This window comes from Thermococcus sp. Bubb.Bath (genome assembly GCF_012027595.1).
In the GTDB taxonomy this organism is placed as follows: Archaea; Methanobacteriota_B; Thermococci; order Thermococcales; family Thermococcaceae; genus Thermococcus.
In genome coordinates, this window is sequence record NZ_SNUR01000001.1 from 59,775 (window position 1) to 77,722 (window position 17,948).

17 protein-coding genes are annotated in these 17,948 nt (G+C 53.5%); 8 read left to right on the forward strand and 9 right to left on the reverse strand.

Annotation, left to right across the window (positions count from 1 at the left end):
• Positions 1–55 precede the first annotated feature (55 nt).
• The 4 genes from E3E29_RS00350 to E3E29_RS00365 form a co-directional block, all read right to left on the reverse strand.
• Positions 56–667, reverse strand: a complete 612-nt coding sequence (locus E3E29_RS00350) for a hypothetical protein (protein WP_167909741.1) — start codon at positions 665–667, stop codon at positions 56–58.
• A gap of 51 nt (positions 668–718) precedes the next feature.
• Positions 719–2,080, reverse strand: coding sequence for an MATE family efflux transporter (locus tag E3E29_RS00355; protein WP_167909742.1), 1,362 nt, complete (start codon positions 2,078–2,080; stop codon positions 719–721).
• Between the two features lie 94 nt (positions 2,081–2,174).
• Positions 2,175–2,585, reverse strand: coding sequence for a translation initiation factor IF-5A (locus E3E29_RS00360; RefSeq protein ID WP_167909743.1), 411 nt, complete (start codon positions 2,583–2,585; stop codon positions 2,175–2,177).
• A 68-nt stretch (positions 2,586–2,653) separates the two neighbouring features.
• Positions 2,654–4,132 carry a sodium-dependent transporter gene (locus tag E3E29_RS00365; RefSeq protein WP_167909014.1) on the reverse strand — a complete coding sequence of 493 codons (1,479 nt, stop codon included), beginning with the start codon at positions 4,130–4,132 and terminating at the stop codon, positions 2,654–2,656.
• A 126-nt stretch (positions 4,133–4,258) separates the two neighbouring features.
• Between E3E29_RS00365 and E3E29_RS00370 the strand changes: the two genes are divergently transcribed.
• On the forward strand, positions 4,259–4,906 hold the full coding sequence (locus E3E29_RS00370) for a metallophosphoesterase (RefSeq protein ID WP_167909015.1): 648 nt from the start codon (positions 4,259–4,261) through the stop codon (positions 4,904–4,906).
• On the opposite strand, the gene fba is transcribed toward E3E29_RS00370, so the two are convergent.
• Positions 4,907–5,752 (reverse strand): class I fructose-bisphosphate aldolase, encoded by an 846-nt coding sequence (gene fba / locus E3E29_RS00375; RefSeq protein ID WP_167909744.1) that lies wholly within the window; start codon positions 5,750–5,752, stop codon positions 4,907–4,909. It lies immediately after the preceding gene.
• An 89-nt stretch (positions 5,753–5,841) separates the two neighbouring features.
• Between fba and E3E29_RS00380 the strand changes: the two genes are divergently transcribed.
• The 6 genes from E3E29_RS00380 to E3E29_RS11670 all read left to right on the forward strand — a co-directional run bounded on the left by E3E29_RS00380 (position 5,842) and on the right by E3E29_RS11670 (position 9,362).
• Positions 5,842–6,510, forward strand: a complete 669-nt coding sequence (locus tag E3E29_RS00380) for a WD40 repeat domain-containing protein (protein ID WP_167909016.1) — start codon at positions 5,842–5,844, stop codon at positions 6,508–6,510.
• Positions 6,511–6,514: 4 nt separating this feature from the next.
• Positions 6,515–7,231, forward strand: a complete 717-nt coding sequence (locus tag E3E29_RS00385) for a biotin--[acetyl-CoA-carboxylase] ligase (protein WP_167909017.1) — start codon at positions 6,515–6,517, stop codon at positions 7,229–7,231.
• 52 nt (positions 7,232–7,283) lie between these two features.
• On the forward strand, positions 7,284–7,958 hold the full coding sequence (locus E3E29_RS00390) for an adenylate kinase (RefSeq protein ID WP_167909018.1): 675 nt from the start codon (positions 7,284–7,286) through the stop codon (positions 7,956–7,958).
• 9 nt (positions 7,959–7,967) lie between these two features.
• A complete protein-coding gene (locus tag E3E29_RS00395; RefSeq protein ID WP_167909019.1) occupies positions 7,968–8,249 on the forward strand; it encodes an MTH1187 family thiamine-binding protein in 282 nt (93 codons plus the stop codon).
• A complete protein-coding gene (locus E3E29_RS00400; RefSeq protein WP_167909020.1) occupies positions 8,250–8,924 on the forward strand; it encodes a class I SAM-dependent methyltransferase in 675 nt (224 codons plus the stop codon).
• A 120-nt stretch (positions 8,925–9,044) separates the two neighbouring features.
• Positions 9,045–9,362, forward strand: a complete 318-nt coding sequence (locus E3E29_RS11670) for a ParB/RepB/Spo0J family partition protein (protein ID WP_342764639.1) — start codon at positions 9,045–9,047, stop codon at positions 9,360–9,362.
• Here the strand turns inward: E3E29_RS11670 and E3E29_RS00410 are convergent.
• From E3E29_RS00410 to E3E29_RS00420, 3 genes are all read right to left on the reverse strand, one after another.
• The gene (locus E3E29_RS00410) at positions 9,324–12,353 is read right to left on the reverse strand and encodes a glycosyltransferase family 39 protein (protein WP_167909021.1); all 3,030 of its coding nucleotides are present in this window, start codon (positions 12,351–12,353) and stop codon (positions 9,324–9,326) included. The two genes, E3E29_RS11670 and E3E29_RS00410, sit on opposite strands and share 39 nt — an antisense overlap.
• A gap of 13 nt (positions 12,354–12,366) precedes the next feature.
• On the reverse strand, positions 12,367–14,175 hold the full coding sequence (gene glmS / locus E3E29_RS00415) for a glutamine--fructose-6-phosphate transaminase (isomerizing) (RefSeq protein WP_167909022.1): 1,809 nt from the start codon (positions 14,173–14,175) through the stop codon (positions 12,367–12,369).
• A gap of 62 nt (positions 14,176–14,237) precedes the next feature.
• Positions 14,238–16,142, reverse strand: a complete 1,905-nt coding sequence (locus E3E29_RS00420; protein ID WP_167909023.1) for a PEGA domain-containing protein — start codon at positions 16,140–16,142, stop codon at positions 14,238–14,240.
• Between the two features lie 115 nt (positions 16,143–16,257).
• Here E3E29_RS00420 and E3E29_RS00425 point away from each other — a divergent pair, with 115 nt between their 5' ends.
• A complete protein-coding gene (locus E3E29_RS00425) occupies positions 16,258–16,719 on the forward strand; it encodes a DUF1931 family protein (RefSeq protein ID WP_167909024.1) in 462 nt (153 codons plus the stop codon).
• Positions 16,720–16,746: 27 nt separating this feature from the next.
• On the opposite strand, the gene E3E29_RS00430 is transcribed toward E3E29_RS00425, so the two are convergent.
• Entirely contained in the window at positions 16,747–17,940 is a 1,194-nt protein-coding gene (locus E3E29_RS00430; protein ID WP_167909025.1) for a hypothetical protein, read from the reverse strand.
• Positions 17,941–17,948 lie beyond the last annotated feature (8 nt).

A 17,948-nucleotide genomic window follows, 5' to 3' on the forward strand; every position in this document is an offset into this window, starting at 1 on the left:
GGTTTCAAAATATCTCAAGACTGCCAGAAAATTAGAGGAGGATTGAAAAATTCCCTCATGCCATGAGCATGTTCTCGATTATCCTAACGGCCTCGGCTATCCTTTTCTCCGGCCTCTCCTCGTTCCTGGGAATCTCCAGGTTTATCACGAGCCTCTCGTCGCTCTGGTCTTCGAGGTCGTACACCTCAAGCTCCTCGACCTCGACGTCGCCGAAGATGCTCTCTATTTCAGGGCTGAGTATCTTCCTGTCGTTTCCGTATACTTCGAGCCGAACGGTGTTGTCGGAAGTGGAAACTACGACTGCCATCTCGTAGTCGCCGATGCGCTTGGTGAAACGGAGGGCGCTTCCGTAACCCACAACGTCCTCGCGGAAGCCCATCTGGAGCATTGCACTCCTTATTGAGTCTGCTTTGGCCTTTATACGTCCCATTATCCTCTCACGGAGTTTGGAACTCTCCTCAAGGGCCTTCTTTATGCCCTCTCCCGCCTTCTCAACGGGGCCCTCCCATATGCCGATGATCTTTATACCTGAGGAAGTTGGCCTGAATTCGAGCCTTAGGGAGCCCGCATCGATGTTCTTCACATCTTCCAGCCTTAGCTCGCTTAGTGTCATTATTTCGAGCTCGATGCGGGCTGTGTCGCCAAAGGCCCTTCCCTTAAACTTCACTCCCATCACCACGTCCCCCCTCATGTGGGCGGTTTAAAAACCTTCCTCCGGCTATACCTTCATGCTTTTCCATCTTCCCCTCTTGAATATCCACCAGAACATGGCGGCGCTTGTGAACGTCTCCAGTGACATGGCAAGCCACGCCGCTATCACTCCCATCCCGGCGATGTGCAGCGGTCCAAGAGTGATGCCGAACCCCAGGAGGTACGCTGGGATGATGCGGAAGAAGAGCTTACTGACGGCCGTTACGTACATCGGGCTCTTCGTGTCCCCAGCTCCTCTCAGTGAGCCGCTGAGAACGAACACCCATCCGAGGGGGATTTCACTTATTCCAACTATTATCAGATAGATGCTCGCGAGCCTGAGAACTTCCGAGTAGTTGGGGTCGCTGGAACTCAGGAACGGCATCACCAAGTACCTTGGAAACGCTATTAGGATGAACGCCATAACTGACATGAACACCGTGACCATCTTGAGGGCCTCGTACACGGTCCTTTCGGCTTTCTTAGGGTTTCCTTCACCGAGGCTCTGCCCTACAAGTGCAGAAGAGGCCACGTTGAAGCCGAAAGCCGGCATGTAAGCTATGCTCTCGACCCTGAGGCCAATCTGGTGGGCGGCGAGGGCAACGTCGCCGAAGCGTGTGACTATGCTCATGTAGAGGAAGTTGTAGAAACTGAAGAGGCTCCTCTCAACCAGCGCGGGAATTCCTATCCTCAGTATCCTCTTTGCCATTTCAAACTCAAGGCGCCAGCGGGGGCGCAGGATTAGCACGAGCCTGCCACTCAGGAGGAGATACGCACCCGTGATGAAGGATACGGTTATCCCTATCCCCGATGCCCATGCCGCACCGACGGGACCGAGTTTTGGAAAGCCGAGCTTTCCATAAATGAGGAGATAATCCATGATGGCGTTTATTATGTTCATTAGAATTCCAAGTTTCATCGGGGTCTTGGTGTCTCCTGCCCCTCTAAGGGCAGAGTTAAAGGAGAACGCCACGAAGCGGACGGGGTAAAAGAGGAACACGACCTTGAGGTAGGAGTAAGCTAGTGAGAGGAGTTCTCCCTTTGCACCCATTACTCTAAGAACATCATCGCCGAAGAACCAGCCGAAGAGGAGGACAGGGATTCCAAGGAGGACCGCCAGGTAGAGGCTCTGCTCCAGAACGAGCTCAGCTCTCTCAACGTCCTTTGCGCCGACGAACCTGGCCACCAGGGCGAGCGTCCCGATAGATACTGCCATCATGATGGGCATCATGAACCAGCTTACCTGGCCTCCAAGGCCCACCGAAGCAACGGCGAGGGCGCTAACATGCCCCACCATAAGCATGTCAACTAAGTTCAGAAGGGTCTGAGAGATGTTGCCAGTAACGGCTGGCCATGCGAGGGCCCACAGTCTCTTCCTCAGGTCTTCCATCGGGATCACTCAACAAATACTATCGATGTCTATCTACACGTGTAGAGAACAGTCTGGTTAAAAAGTTTTGCTTAAAACGGAAGAGAAAAGGGCTTCACTCGCCCCTGAGCTTCATAATCTTGACCCTGCCGAGGGTCTCCCAGTACTCGACGGTTATGCCCTCTGTGAGCTGGCCCTTGATATCGTCCTCGACGCCGCTCTCTATCGGGACGTCGAAGGTCTCGTAGGTCTCCATGTCCATGAGCTGGACGGTGTCAGGAGTCAGGGCTATGATCTGGCCGACGCGCTTGTCTATAATCGGAACCTCAACCTCGGCGCTGGTCGGTTTGACCATGCTCCTGACCTTCTTGTCGAAGATTCCGACGGCCTCTATCCTCGCCTTGGCCGAACCGTGCTTTCCGGGCGAGGAAACGGTTATGTTTCCAATCCTGCAGGGCTCTCCGTCGATAATAATGTACCTTCCGGGTTTGAGCTTGCTGACCTGAACCTTTGTCTTGTCTCCCATCATTCATACCTCCTTAAAACGTTCTACGTTGAGTCTGAAAGGCCATTTAAAAAATTTTTGAAGGAGGCTCATCTGCCCCGCCTGGCGCTCCCCATCAAGTATCCGTTGAAGAGCAGTGGGGTGAACATCAGCAGACTCAGGAGTATTCCGAGCTCGATGTAAATTCCCCCAAGTTTGAACGTGTACACGAGGCCCAGTATGCCCACCAGGAGCGCCAAGAGAACTCCGATGGAGACCGCGCTCTTGTTGACCGGTGAGACTCCGCGCAGGAGGGGAAGCCCCTCTATGGCGATTACGAGGGCCCCTACCGAGAGGGGGACGGTGAGGAGCATCGTCCTTATCCCACTGACCATCATTATTGAGCCTATCACCGCTATCGCCAGGCTCACGAAGGTCACGCTGCTTCCGCGCTTCATCTGAAGGACTTCGCTCGATATCTGCGCCCCTATCTCAACGAGGACGACTAGGCTCGTGAAACCGGCCAGGAAGAGGGAACTCATGAGGAGGAAGATGATCGTGGTAGCTCCCGTTAGATTGCTCTCCCTGAGTATCTTGGGGATTAGATAGAATGTTTCAATGGCTTTTATTGGGTTTCCTGTGCTTGAACTGGCGTAGGCCTCTACCTTGTGGAAATCCGTGAGGGTCTGGTTAATTCTGGTGAGGGTCTGGTTCAGCTCCCTAAACTTGGATTTGAACTCCTCCGAGTTGGGGTTTATATTAGAGAGGAACAGCTTGTGAAGCTCCTGATTGACCTTTTGGAACTGTGCCTGACTGTTCTCATAACTCTGGTACGCGGCCCCTATGGAGTACGCGGTAGTAAGGGCAGCGGCGAAGCTGAGGAATATCTGCAGGATAACGACGACGGTGAGGAGCTTTTTCATATCGAGGTCGTCCGGTGAGAAGCTGCCGATGACATAGTAGACGCCGGTCCCAAGACCGAGACTTACGAGAGTTGCCACCAGCATGAAAACAACGCCGCGGGCCGTCAAGCCGTGATGGAACGAGAAGATTGCGCTCCTATGGACATTAAGGTAGTGGAGTGCCGTTTGGCTCTTGACGAATCCGTAGACTTCGGAGCGCATGGCCAGTGTTGCCACGATGGCGAACAGTATGAACAGGACGGCAAGCGCCCCTATGAACTCAACGCTCCTTCCTTTTAGAACAACCAGTATTATAAGGATGAAGAGTATGACTGCCCAGATTATCGGCAGGAGTGCGCTGCTGGAAATGTTGAAAACCGGCAGAAGGGCCTTGGAGGAGTAGTAGAGGGTTATCCCCCCGCTCACGAGTAGGAACATGAGGAGAAGCAGCGTCACCGCAGGGCTTCGGGAGACCTTAACGAAAAACTCGTGGATAAGATACCTGCTCCTTTTGGTAGCTTCAAGCTCCCCGTATATCAGGAGCAAACCAGCCCCCAGGGCTATCAGCGACACTAGAAACCCCTTAAGACCGAAACTGAGGTAATACTTCGGCATCAAAAGGAAGTTCCAGATACCGAGGATATAGCCCGTTATTAGCAGGGCCATGAGGATTGACATCTTTCTCATTTCGGTCACCCCGTTATTGCATTATGTGATTAGAGGGTTCCAAAAATATAAAAGTGTTGCGGGATGGAGATTTATGGGGGAAGAACGAGAAGAAGGTCTCGTCGGGTCCTTGTGGTGGTGATATGTATGAGGATCATCGGAGTCACGGACATCCACGGAAACATCAAGATGAGCCATAAGCTGTCGGAAGCTCTTCCAGCTCTCTCGCCGGACCTTCTGCTGGTGGCGGGCGATATAACTAACTTTGGAGGTGCCCGGACTGCGGAAAGGGTTCTTGAGCCTCTTCTCAACGTGGGGACATCCCTTATAGCGGTTTTTGGCAACTGCGATGGAAAAGACGTACCAAGTCTCCTGGAAGAACTTGGGGCAAGCGCCCACGATAAACGGGTTGAGGTGAGCGGTCTTGGGATAGTCGGCCTCGGCGGCTCCAATACAACGCCATTCAACACGATATGGGAGCTGAGCGAGGAGGATATAGGCTCGATTCTGGAGAGAAACTATCATCCCGGAGACCTCATCCTGAGCCATGCCCCACCCTACGGCACCAAAGCAGACAGGATCCACTCCGGCATCCACGTTGGAAGCAGGGCCCTCAGAAAGTTCATCGAGGAAAAGCAGCCACCGCTGGTTCTCACGGGCCACATCCACGAGGCGAGATCCGTTGATACGATCGGAGAAACGCTCGTTGTGAATCCTGGACCGCTGTTCAGGGGCTACTACGCAATAATAGAAGTTGAAAACGGTAGAGTAAGGGCAAAACTGGAGAAACTATAATCAGATCAGCCCCTCTGCCTTTGCCGCCTCTTCAGGTTCTTCGTTGCGGTGGACAACCCTGAGAAGGGCCTTTATCATCGGCTCAGGGTTTTCGCGCTGGAAGATGTTCCTGCCGACGACGGCACCTGAACCACCGGCTTCAACGACCTCGTAGACCACCTTGAGGAAGTCAAGGGGGTTCTCCGTCTTGGCTCCGCCGCTGAGGAGCACCGGGACACCTGCGGCGGCATCGACGACCTTGGCGAAGGTTTCCCCTGAGCCGGTCCAGTAGGTCTTTATCATGTCTGCACCTGTCTCAGCCGCTGCCCTGGCACCGTACATAACAACCCTGTAGTCCTCTTTGCTGCCGTACTTCTCGTTGATGTACGGTCCGCGTGGATAGGCGAACTGGACGACCGGAAAGCCGAGGTCATGGGCGTAGCTCGCTATTTCTGCGAACTGGCGCATCATAACGTCTTCCTGCGGTGAACCCCAGTAGACTGTCGCTGCAATCGCATCGGCGCCGAGCTTTATAGCGTCCTCAACGTAGCCAAGCTGGCTCTGGAGGAGCTGGTCGTCTTTCGGCCTTAAGCTGGTCTTGCTCGTGAGCTTTATCATCAGCCCTCTGTCGGGCTTGACCTCGTCGCCGGCCATCCTGACGATGCCGGGGAGCATCATGACGCCGTCTATTCCTGCCCTCATGACCCTCCTTACAATAACCCGTGGGTTTACGTGCTCCCAGACGGGCTCGAAATCGGTCGGCCCGTGCTCGAAGCCGTGATCCATCGCGAATATCAAAGCTCTCCCGTCCCTGCGGAAGAACCTCCTAAGCCTCCTTCTAACACCAACGCTCTGGTATGCATCCATACTAATCACCGAGAGTGATATATTCTTTGAGGATTTAAGTTTTTCCTTTGACCGTTAACGATTTAAGAACGCCCTTCAACTCCCCCTAGGTGGAAGAAGTGAAGAGGATACTCCCCATTTTAGTCCTTTTGATGGTGATTCTGCTCACCCCTTACACAGCGGCGGAGCCATCCTGGAGCTGGACGTACAGCGACGCGTGCATGGTCTTCTCCCTTGCGATAAACGATGAAGGTTACACCGCGGCCGGATTCGGCTACGATGTTCTCCTTCTCTCCCCCAATGGGAGCAGGGTCTACAAGGTTCCCAGCAGGGGCTTCTCATACTCCATCGCGATAAGTGAGGACAACTACGTGGTGGCCGGAACCAAGGGCTTCTTCGTGCAGCTCTTCTCCCCCGAGGGAAAACCCATCTTCGAATACAAGACGGGAGACCAAGTCTGGGCAGTTGACATAAGCCCCGATGGGAAGACTTTTGTGGCCGGCAGCAACGACAGCTGGATCTACCTCTTCAAGCGGGGAACTGGTCTGATCTGGAAGAGGAACACCAGGGCCCCGATATGGGGCACGATCCTTAACAACGGAACCATCTACTCTGGAAACGATGCGGGTATTGTTGGTGCTTATGATATTAATGGAAAGAGCCTCTGGAACCAGCGCCTCGGTGGAAGGGTCTGGAGGAATTTCGCTCTCAGGGAACCGCCTCGCGGCCCTCTTCTTCGTCCTGGGTGTAAGGGCCCTCAAACGGCTTTATTGAGGTGAAAGAATGAACGATGTCAAGGTTATAGGGAAGAAGATAATTCGGCTTGAAGAGGTAGACTCGACCAACCGGTACGCAAAGGATATAGCACCCGAAGCCCCGGAGGGGACCGTTGTAGTTGCCAGGCGGCAGAGTTCAGGACGTGGAAGGCTCGGAAGGCGCTGGGAGTCCCCTGAGGGAGGTCTGTGGCTGAGCGTTATCCTGAAGCCTGAAAAACCTGATCTGCGGCTGGTCTTCATCGGCGGACTTGCCGTGGTGGATACGCTGTTGGATTTTGGCCTCCAGGGGGGTATAAAGTGGCCCAACGACGTCTGGGTCAACGGGAAGAAAATATCGGGCGTTCTAACGGAGGGAAAAGGGAACGACTACGTCCTCCTGGGAATAGGTCTGAACGTCAACAACCCCCTCCCTCCGGAGCTCAGCGGAAGCGCCACCTCGATGATGCTGGAGATTGGAAGGGCCGTCACCCTTGAGCGCGTCCTGGATAAGCTCCTGTTCCACCTCGACGTCTGGTATACGATTTACAGGGAGCGTCCAGACCTTCTCATGGCCCGCCTCAGGGAGAGGACTTTCATCCTCGGAAGAACCGTTAGGGTCACGGAGGGAGAAACAACAATGATTGGAAGGGCCCTCGACGTCCTGGACGACGGGTCGCTCCTCCTTGAGGTCGGTGGCGAGCTGAAGCGCATCCTCTACGGGGACGTTTCCCTCCGGCCGGTTTGAGAGACAAAAACTTATTCAACTTTTCTTTCCAAACAACATACTGGTGATCCAGGTGAACATGCTGATATTCGGACCCCCCGGTTCCGGGAAGAGCACCCACTCCAGAACCATAGTGGAGCGCTACGGCCTTAAGTACATCTCTTCTGGGGACATAATCCGGGCCGAGATTGAAAAAGGTAGCTCCCTTGGCATCGAGATGGACTCATACCTGAAGAGGGGAGACCTGATCCCCGATACCATAGTCAACACCCTCATAATCTCGAAGCTCCGGCGCCAGAGGGAGAACTTCATCCTGGACGGCTACCCCAGAACTCCAGGGCAGGTGATAACCATTGAGAACTACCTCTTCGACCACGGCATCAGGCTCGACCTCGCCCTTGAGATTTTCATCGACGAAGAGACCAGCGTTGAGAGGATATCAGGCAGGAGGATATGCCCGAACTGTGGCGCGATTTATCATATTAAGTACAATCCTCCAAAGGTTCCGGGAATCTGCGACGTCTGCGGCTCAAAGCTCATTCAGAGGACCGACGACAGGGAGGAAGTCGTCAGGAAGCGTTATCACATCTATACCAGAAACATGGAGCCCATAATAAAGTTCTACCGCGCCAAGGGCATCTACGTCAGGGTTGACGGGGATGGGCTCATCCCGGAGGTCTGGAAGAGGATCCAGCCCCTCCTTGACTACATCCACGCCCGCGAGAAGAAGAGGAAGGAGCACGAGTGAGGTGGTGGTATGGCCGTTGCCGAACTCTGCCTCTTTCCCCTAGGGACGGAGAGCCCGAGCGTCGGGAAGTACCTTAAGCCCGTGGTAGAGGTGATAAAGGGGAGCGGCCTCAGATATCAGGTCTGCCCGATGGGCACCGTTGTTGAGGGTTCCGTGGAGGAGATACTCGACCTCGTCCGGCTCTGCCACGAGGCTATCCTCCAGGCGGGGGCCAAAAGGGTCGTCATAAGCCTTAAGATAGACGACAGGGTGGACAAACCCCTGACGATCGAGGGAAAGGTGAGGGTCTGAATGGCGGAATATTTCAACAAGATAGCGGGCCGCTATGACTCGTGGTATCTGACGAAAACCGGCCAGTACGTTGACAGAACGGAGAAGCGGCTCGTGTTCTCCATGCTCCGGACGAAGTCGGGAAAGACCCTCGACCTCGGCTGCGGCACAGGGAACTACACGCTTGAGCTGAAGAGAAGGGGCTTTGATGTCATTGGCCTGGACGCGAGCGAGGGGATGCTGGAGGCGGCCAGAAGGAAGGGATTGGAGTGCATTAAGGGCGATGCATACTCCCTTCCCTTCCCAGACGGAAGTTTTGACCTCGTCCTCAGCGTCACCATGTTCGAGTTCATCCACGAGCCGGAGAAGGTCGTGAAGGAAATCCACCGCGTTCTGAAGCCGGGAGGAGAGGTTCTGATAGGTACGATGAACGGGCGGAGTGCATGGTTCTTCTTCAAGAGGCTCAAGAGCCTTTTCGTCGAGACGGCCTACCGCTACGCCCGCTTCTACACTCCCGCAGAGCTTGAGAGACTCCTCAGGGATGTTGGATTCCGGGAGGTCGAGAGCGCCGGCGTCATATTCTTCCCCTCATTCTGGCCGTTTACGGGGATTGCGGAGAGGGTGGATGAAAAGTGCTCCACGAGGTGTAAGGACCTGGCCGCGTTTGTGGCCGTCAGAGGGGTTAAAGTTGGGTGAGATAAGGCTCGTTACCAGGGAGGAGTCCTTCAAACGGGCCAGGAGGATTGCGGAGGAGTATGGGTCTATTTACGGCAGAGAGTTCAGATCGAAAAGCGTTTTTTACCCATCGATCTCATCGTGCCTACAAAGAGGGAGCTGAGTGAGAACAAGCTCCTCGTCGTCCTCCAGGAGATAAAGCACGGCTACGACGCTCCGGTGATCGTTATCCCGTATATGGGGAGGTACTACATCCTCGACGGCCACCACAGAGCCTTCGCCCTCTGGAAGCTCGGGTTCGGCGAGGTTGAGGCGTTGATAATCAAAAACGGCGAGGACTTCACTCCGGGGGTCATCAAAACCGTCGAAAAAAAGCAGTATCAAAAGTCTAAAAGATGTAAAAATAGTGAAGGGATAACCTCAGCTTCCCTCCCAGATAACGTACTCCTTCTGGGTTAGGAAGATGGGCTCGATCCTTTCCCTCCGTATCACTAAGTTGTTTCCGTACTTCTGCTTGAGTTCATCGACGAACTTGGTGAACACATCCGCCGGAACGCTTGCGTGGGCCGTTATCTCATTGTCGCCGGCTTTGACGCTCAGGCTCTTGACCGGTATGTAGTCGATGATGTCCTGGTGGGGTTCGAGGTAGAACTTGTCGCTGTAGATATCTCTCCCGTTGGGAGTGACATAGTAAACGATGCTCGCGCGGAGGGTGAGGTTGACGTTATCATAGTCCTTCCTGAAAGCCGCCGTAAGGCTCATGTCCCCGCTCTTTCCGGGTGCAATCGGGAAGCTCGGGTTGACTTCTTTTCCGTTGACCTTAACCGGACCATCGAGGACTCCAACCGGGCCCTCCTGAATGAGCACCATGCGGTAGCTGGTGGCGTTTGGAACGTTAATGTTGACGGTTATTGGGGTCTCGTTCAGGTGGTTTATGTAGAGGTTCCTGGCAAGGATCTCCTTGCTCACGAGGGTTCCGTTCTTGTAGGCCTCAAACACCAGGGTGGCGTTCTTAACGTCCCTTCCGAACGCGGATATGTAGATCTTGAAGGTGTGGTTGCCGAGGAGCGGGACGGTGGTGTTTCCTTCCCTTAGTTCGAGTTTTCCTTTGCCCATAAGGGAGTTGTATATCGGAATCCAGGTGCCGTTTGAGGCGGTTCCGCTGGTCAGCACATCCATTCTGTAAACTCCGAAGGGGGTGAACTTGTATGTGTTGAGGTCTCCGGTCGATTTGACGAGCTTGAAGTTGGCCCTGAGCTTGAGGGAGTCCGTTATGTTCAGTGGATCTATAGTGTTAAACGCGAGTTGCACGAAGTTGCTGAAGGCTATCTTGTCGTACGCCAGTATGCCCCATCCTCCTGGGTAGACATAGAGGACGTAGGGTATGGGCTGTGCACCTGGCATGTTGTGGTTTTTCTGGTTTAAGACACCGTTGTTCTGGAGGTTGATCACCATCTCCGGGATGTAGTTTCTCACCTCGGTGGAGGAGTACCTAACTTGGACGTAGTAGGTTTTCGTTTTGTTGTCGAACCCGATCATTGAACCGTATTGGGAGCCAACGAGCATGAACATAGAGGTGCTATGGTATTCACCGTACGTGATAGCCCCACCGAGGTAGCTTATGGCGTTGAACTTGAATATGTCGCTCTGCCAGACGATGAGGTAGTTGAGCTCCCACGCCTCAAAATCGACCTCACCGGCGTTCCCGCTGTGCGAGAAGAACTTTGCCAGGATGTACCTCCTGTCGTAGGCGTGTCCACCGTCGGTGGCACTCCTGCGGTGGCTGAGCAGGCTTGACTCAATCCAGTAGCCGTAGTCCCACCAGCTCGTGGCGCTGTCGAGCGGATTCGTGTTGTTCCTCATCCACAGGAGGGTGTTTTGCCAGCTGGAGGGAACGGCCTCGTTCTTGGCCTGGGCGTTTGCAAGTGTGTTCATGTCCTTGGCGCTGATGACCGGCAGCGGGAGGAACAGAAGGATTATCACCAGAGCGTAGAGGGCCTTCGTCCCGACGCTGTCCTTCATCTTCTCAATGATAACGATGAGTTCCCCAATGAGTAGACCCGCCAGGAGTATGACTGCGCCCGAAGCCTGGAAGCTGAACCTGACCGCCATCCAGAGGAGGTATGTAGCGGCGCCGTAGTAAACCGCCAGGAACATCTCCTTGTATCCCGTGGCGTCTCCCTTGTAGTACTTCCAAAGCATTCTGAGGAGGAGTATGCTGAAGCCTATGATGGAGAGGATGTAAAGGCTTCCATCTTGCCCTACCCCATTAACGTAGTGAATGCTGAACGCGTTTTTAACGTCTGCCCAGTGGGTCTTGGCGAGCTCGGCGACGGTCTGGTAGAGGGGGTCAGACTGGTACGCGCCTCCCATGAACTTCTTCAAATCCGGACCGTAGTAGAAGTATGCGCCTATGAAACCCAGAACGGCAATGCCTATAACCGTGCCGAGCCTGTGAGTTTTGTCCGAGTAGTTGAGGCCGACTCTACCCCCGAAGAGCATCACAAGGTTGAGGACAAGGAGGGCAGCGTATACCTCAAGAGAGAACACCAGGAAATTCTTGTAGCTGATCAGGGGTACACTTGCCAGGTAGAGACCGCCCAAGAGGACGAACAGCATGGCGGAGTAGAATTCAACCGTGAAGCGTCTGAGCTCGCCTATCTTTCCGAAGGTGAAGAGGACTATCGAGTGGAAGGCCATGAAGAGCAGGAGGACACCGATACCGAACTGGCTTCCACCCCAGCTTATCATGAAGAGCCAGCTGAAGACGACGAAGAGGGTACCCCAGGTGACCTTTAGGAGTCCATCCTTCTCCTTGAAGAGATTTCTGTAGTCTACTTTGGTGTCGAGGTAATAGACCATTGAGAGTATCGCGAAGATGAAGAACATCAGGAACGGTGCCTCACCCCTCGCGTTTCCGGAGTAGGTCTTGGTGTAGTTTGCGTAGGAGAACGCCAGGAACAGCGCGGCCCAAAACCCTGTCCAGTCGGAGTGGAGCTTCCTTCCCAGTAGGTAGATTCCGATGACGGTTATCGCGCCGACGAGGGGTGTCCATATCTTGAAGAAGTGGAGCTCCGAATAGCCAAGGTGACTGAATATCAGGTTGTAGACTTTAGCTGGGATTACATAGATCCCTGCCATTCCTCCGATGTTAATGCCAGTGGGAGGATCCGCGAACTGAAAATAGCTTGGAATGCCGTGTTGAACGGCCTGTTTGAACATCTCGTAGTGGAAGAAAGTGTCAGGGTCGATGAAGTACTTGAGCTTCTCGCTCTTGGCCCTAATTAAATAGCCGTAGTAAGCTGCGATCAGGACTATAATAGCCAGGCCGTAGGTTTTTAGCTTTGGATACACCCCTGCCAGCTTCTTTATGCTCTCAGACTCCTGGCGGGCCTTTTTCTTTTCAAACTTTTCCTTCTTTCGTTTTTTCTTGACGTCTGTCTTGACCATAACCACACCCCCTTCATTCAACGGTAACGGATTTAGCCAGGTTCCTCGGCTTGTCGGGGTCGTTGCCCCTCATTACAGCCAGATGATACGCGAGGAGTTGGAGCGGGACAACATAGACTATCGGGCTGAGGAGCTCGTCAACTTCGGGCATCTCGATAAAAACATCTGAAACTTTGGCCATATCCTCCCTGTCTGAGAGGGATATCATCCTAGCCCCCCTTGCCCTGGCCTCCTCGATGTTGCTTATCATTTTATCGAATACTTTCCCGGTCGGATTTATTGCTACAACCGGGACGCCGTCCTCCAGAAGGGCAAGCGGGCCATGTTTGAGCTCTCCCGCGCTGAGGCCCTCCGCATGGATGTAGCTTATCTCCTTGAGTTTGAGGGCCCCTTCGAGGGCCGTTGGAACCCCTATTCCCCTTCCGATGTAGAAGAAGTCCCTCCTGTCCTTCAGGGACTCGGCGAGCTCCCTCAGGGGCTCATCGTGCTTTAGAGCAAGTTCAACCATCTCCGGAACCTTCGCAAGCTGGCCTTCGAGTTTCTCCAGATAGCCTTCGTCAGCCGTTTTGAGAACTTTTGCAAGCTCTATCGCGAGCATCGTGAGGACTGTGAGCTGGGTCGTGTATGTCTTCGTTGCCGCGACGCCGATTTCAGGACCGGCGTGGGTGTAGAGTGTCAGGTCGGCTATTCTCGTGGCCATGCTGCCAACAACGTTGACGATGGCGAGAACTTTGGCGCCCCTGCTCTTCGCCAGTTTTATGGCAGCCAGCGTGTCGGCAGTCTCCCCGCTCTGGGTAATCGCTATTATGAGGGTTCTGTCGTCCACGAGGTCTCCGAACTCGTATCTAAACTCGCTCGCCTCCTCCACTATCGGTATCTTTCTCGCTAGGCGCTGGAGAAGGTACTTTCCGGCGAGGGCCGCGTGATACGAGGTTCCCATCGCGACGAAGATCACCCTGTCGTAGCTTGCTATCTCCTCCGCAACGCTTCGTATGGCCTCCCTATTTCCGTGAATAGCGTCCTTGATGGCCCTCGGTTGTTCGTAAATCTCCTTCAGCATGAAGTGGGGATAGCCGGCCTTTTTGGCCATATCGAGAGTCCAGCTTATCTCATGGACGGGTTTTTCGACGACTTCGCCGGTGTCGAGCCTCTTTACAACGTATGAGTCTTTGGTCAAGATTGCATATTCACCATCGTCGAGGAAAACTACCCTATTTGTGTACTCCAGAAAAGCGGGAACATCGCTCGCCGCGAAGGTCTCCCCATTCCCAATTCCGAGTACAAGGGGGCTCTCTTTTCTGACGACGTACAACCTATCCGGTTCATCCGCGTAGATTATCACCAGGGCAAAGGAACCCTTGAGCCTTCTGAGGGCTTTTCTCAGGGCTTCCTCAAAGTTCTCAGAAGACTTGAGCTCCTCCTCGATTAGGTGGGCTATGACCTCCGTGTCAGTATCGCTTTTGAAGGTGTGACCCTTTCCAATGAGCTCCTCCTTGAGCTCGGAGAAGTTCTCTATGATGCCGTTGTGGGCGAGAACAATCCTTCCCGTGCAGTCCGTCTGGGGGTGGGCATTGATGTCGTTTGGAACGCCGTGGGTGGCCCAGCGGGTGTGGCCGACGCCCCTGTTGCCCTTCATCTCCAGGAAACCGAGCTTCTTGGTGAGCTCGTCTATCCTGCCGGCGCCCTTTCTGATTTCCAGCTTTTCCCCATCGCCCGTAACGATTCCGGCTGAATCATACCCTCTGTATTCCAGCCGTTTGAGGCCCTTTACGATAACGTCGCACGCTTTTCTGTCACCGATGTATCCTATTATTCCACACAACCCTACCACCTTGCCACGCTTTTACGCCTGGGATACCTAAACTCCCTCCGTTAAAAGAGTTTCTACGACCGGTGCCTCCACAACAGTGGGGCGAGTGCTAAGGCCACGATGAGTGCCGGTCCACATATCCCTCCACCACCCTTCTTTGATGTGCTCGTTGGAGAGTTCCCCGTTTCGGTTGTTGTGGGCGTGGATGTAGTGGAGTGCGTTGTTTGAGAGACTGACTCCCCCGTGCTCGTCGTTGCGGTGGTTGTGGTTGAGCTCGTCTTTGTTCCTGTTTGCTGCAGCTTGGCCTTAATCTCGATGCTTCCATTTTTAGGGAGGTACACTTCGGTGGAGTACTCTATGTAGCCCCCCTTAGTAACCCTGATCGAGTACTTCCCCGGTGTGAGGGTTAGGTTGAGGGGTGTGATTCCCATTAGCGTCCCATTTATGTAGACAGCCGCACCCTCCGGAGTCGAGTCTATGAGGAGCTTCCCCTTCTGCTCTGGCTTCTTGGAGAGCTTTATCGTGAGCACGTTCTCCCAGCCGGGCACAACGTTTATGGTGCTCACGTAGTCAAAGTAGCCGCTCCTCTTTACCACGAGTTCGTGCTCCCCCGGGCACAGAGAGAGGTGCACCTTGCTAAACGCAGGGCTTGTATAGTTCCCGTCGACGTATACGCTTCCGGGATAGCCCTCTGAGACAGGGGGGGATATTTTGAGGATAACCGGAACGGTTAAGCAAACGTTCTTGGGCAGGGGGTTCAGGGGCTTGGCTTTTATGGGTGTAAACTCGGTGGAGAGCGTGGTATTGGAAACTTCGACCTTGTTAGTCGGCTTAAATACTGCCGGTTCGTTTGGTTTTCCTCCATCGATGACAGCTCCGTTCAGCGGGAGGCTCATGAGGATGCCATCGCTTCCCCTGAAACTGTTGAACTTCACTGTGGTTCCCGCGACGAGGAGCTTCCCGTAATCACCGCTGACGCTGGACGGAATTCCCTGGCTGTAAAGGGCACTCCTGGACACCTCGCCGCTGGCGTCAGTTTCAAAAACCCACGTTTCCGCCGCTGTGGAGTTGTACGAGGATGCGACAATGAAAATGCCGCCGTTTGATGAGGCCACGCCAACGGCTTCGTCGTTGTTGGGGGTCGAGTAGACGTTGACCCACTTTAGATTTCCGCTGGGGTCTGTTTGCATCACCCAAACGTTCCCGTCAATGGTCGAACCGCTCACGATGAGCCCGTTTTCGTCTTCATCAATCCCGCTAACGTCCCCGAAAAGAACTCCTTTGTATACCTTTGCCCATGAGACCAAGCCGTTGCTCCTCAGCTTCGTTAAGATTAGGTCGCTTTCCCTTACGTATGCGAGCAGAATTTCTCCGTCGGGACGGACTTTCGCCGCGTGAAAAATCCCAGTGGCTCCACAGTTCAGCTTCTTTGACCAGATAACGTTGCCGTAGGGGTTTAGTTTAAGTATGATTATCTCCTGAATGTTCGGACTGAAGCCCGTTACTACGATGTTTCCATTGTCGTCTTCTCCTAAACTCCGCAGCATGCTCATGTCCCCTACGTCGTACTGGTATGACCACTGGACTGTACCATTTTCGTCGAGCTTCATTACGAAGAGCTCTCTGGTGTCACTCTCCTCTATGGTTCCCCCTGCGATTATACTCCCATCCTTGCCTACCGCGAGGGCGCTTATCTTTCCCCTGTACACAGTTCTGTTGAACTTGTAAACCCTAGACCAGATGATGTTTCCATATCTATCCACCCTCACCAGCCATGGAAGAGGGATTCCCAGGTAAGAGCTCTGGCCCCCAAGGATTATGTCCCCGTTTGGGGCCACTGCAACCGCGGAAAAGGAGTCCGCTTTCTCGGTGCCGTATACGTGGACTCCGTACTCCGATACGACCAGGCCGCTGGCCCAGGGTTCCCCGATTATCATCCCCGCAAGAACAATGAGTGCAACGGCTTTGATCAACCTCATCTTTCCACCCGGCGAATCTGCGTGCCATAGAACTTAAGTGTTGCGCCGAAAGTTTTAAATACTAAAAGTTATTAAATTAATGTCGAGAACAGGGCAAGCAGGGGAGGTGATGAGCATGGCGGAGATGATTATTCCGTATCCACAGCTCCAGAAGATCCTTGAGAGGACCTGCGAGCTCGCGGTAATCAAGCCCCGCGCCGAGGAAATGATGGAGATCGTTGAGAAGGAGCTCGCTGACCTCTTTGAAGTCGCCTACGAGAACGCGAAGGCTGAGAACTCTGACACGATAAAACTCCGTCACATCCCGATAACCAAGGGCTTCAGGAGCTCCATGAACCTCTTCAGGGCGGTTATAGAGGATGAAAACGTCCAGATGGAACCGATCAGGAAGTACCTTCTCAAGGAGATACCCGGGGACAAGCCGCTTGAGGAGGACGTTGTAAACGAGCTTCCCATCATAGCGGGAACTCTCTTCGTGCTCGTTGGAAGGGTCATCAAGGCCCTCCACCCGGAGATAAAGAACGTCTATCCCGAACACATCGAGGAAGCCGGGAAGGTGCTGGATTACACGCTGTGAGGGGATTTCAATATATTTCAGCTCCTTTCAATTCTTCAGAGAGATCTTTTTTTCCCTCTTCGCTATTCTCTCGACTGAAAATCCGAGGATAACAGTAATGGTTCCAATGAGGATTGAACTCCCTTCTATGTAAAGTCTCTTTGCAAGAATTGAAGTGGCAATAACGGGATATATCATAACCAAAACAGTAACCACTAGAAACCTCGTCTTTACCCGCGGGATTTTGCCCTTCTTTTCTATTTCCCCCACGGATTTTTCTATTGCACGGATGAAGAGGAGCTCAAAGAGGACGATAAAGACAAGAAGCCCAAAGGCCATCGCCGAACTTCTTTCGAGGTATGACACCGCGAGCGCAGTAGCAACTGCTAAGGCCACAAAGGTTAAGGCGAGGTTTCCCAACAGTTTTGTAGTCTTTTCGGGCTTTTTGGGCGTTGTCCTGTTAACGAGCGACGTCCAGATGGAGAGGAGCATCAAGGAGAGCAGTGCCAGGAGGAGAAGGCTCTGGGTGGGTGAGAGCGTGAAGAACACCGAGAAGTAGCTTATTATGTAGGAGTAGCCCAAGGCAAGACCCGCTCCAAGTATGGTGCCTTCGTCGTTCTTTCTCTTTCTCATAAGCCATATAAGCAAAGCTCCAACCAGCGTTATTATTGTCCACATAAAATATACGGAGAGCATGAGGAGAATGCTCGGCCAGTCTGGGGTTATCCTGCCCGTTCCCCCAACGTTTATTGAAAACCAGAGCGGAAGCCCTTTTGGGGCAGTGCGGTTTACCTCCCAGTCAATATTGGTTCTCCAGCGGAAGAACCCCAGCCTAACAATCCGGAGTGCATCGATAGGCCTTATTCCTCTCCTCTCAAAGTGCACCCGTATCTTTACGGGTTCTCCTGGGGCTATCCAGCCCCGGGGATACTCTATTTCCTCCGGTGTAACCGATATAATTCCTTCCACATTGTTCCAGTATCCTGGGCTAGCTATGTTGAACACATGAAACTTGTCTTTTATGCTTGTATTCGCAGGGTTTGGAAACTCAATAATGCAGGTTCCCTCCAAGACTGTCTGGAGTCCACCAATATCACTCCATCCTCCTTTAATGGTGAAATTCCCACAAACGGCTGTGGTGTTTATTCTGTAGTCCATTCTATGGTTGGCACTAACCGGGTGGTAGAACAGGACTCCGGAGATGATGAGCAAAGCTGGGAGCAACAACATCCCGCGCTTCATTCACATCC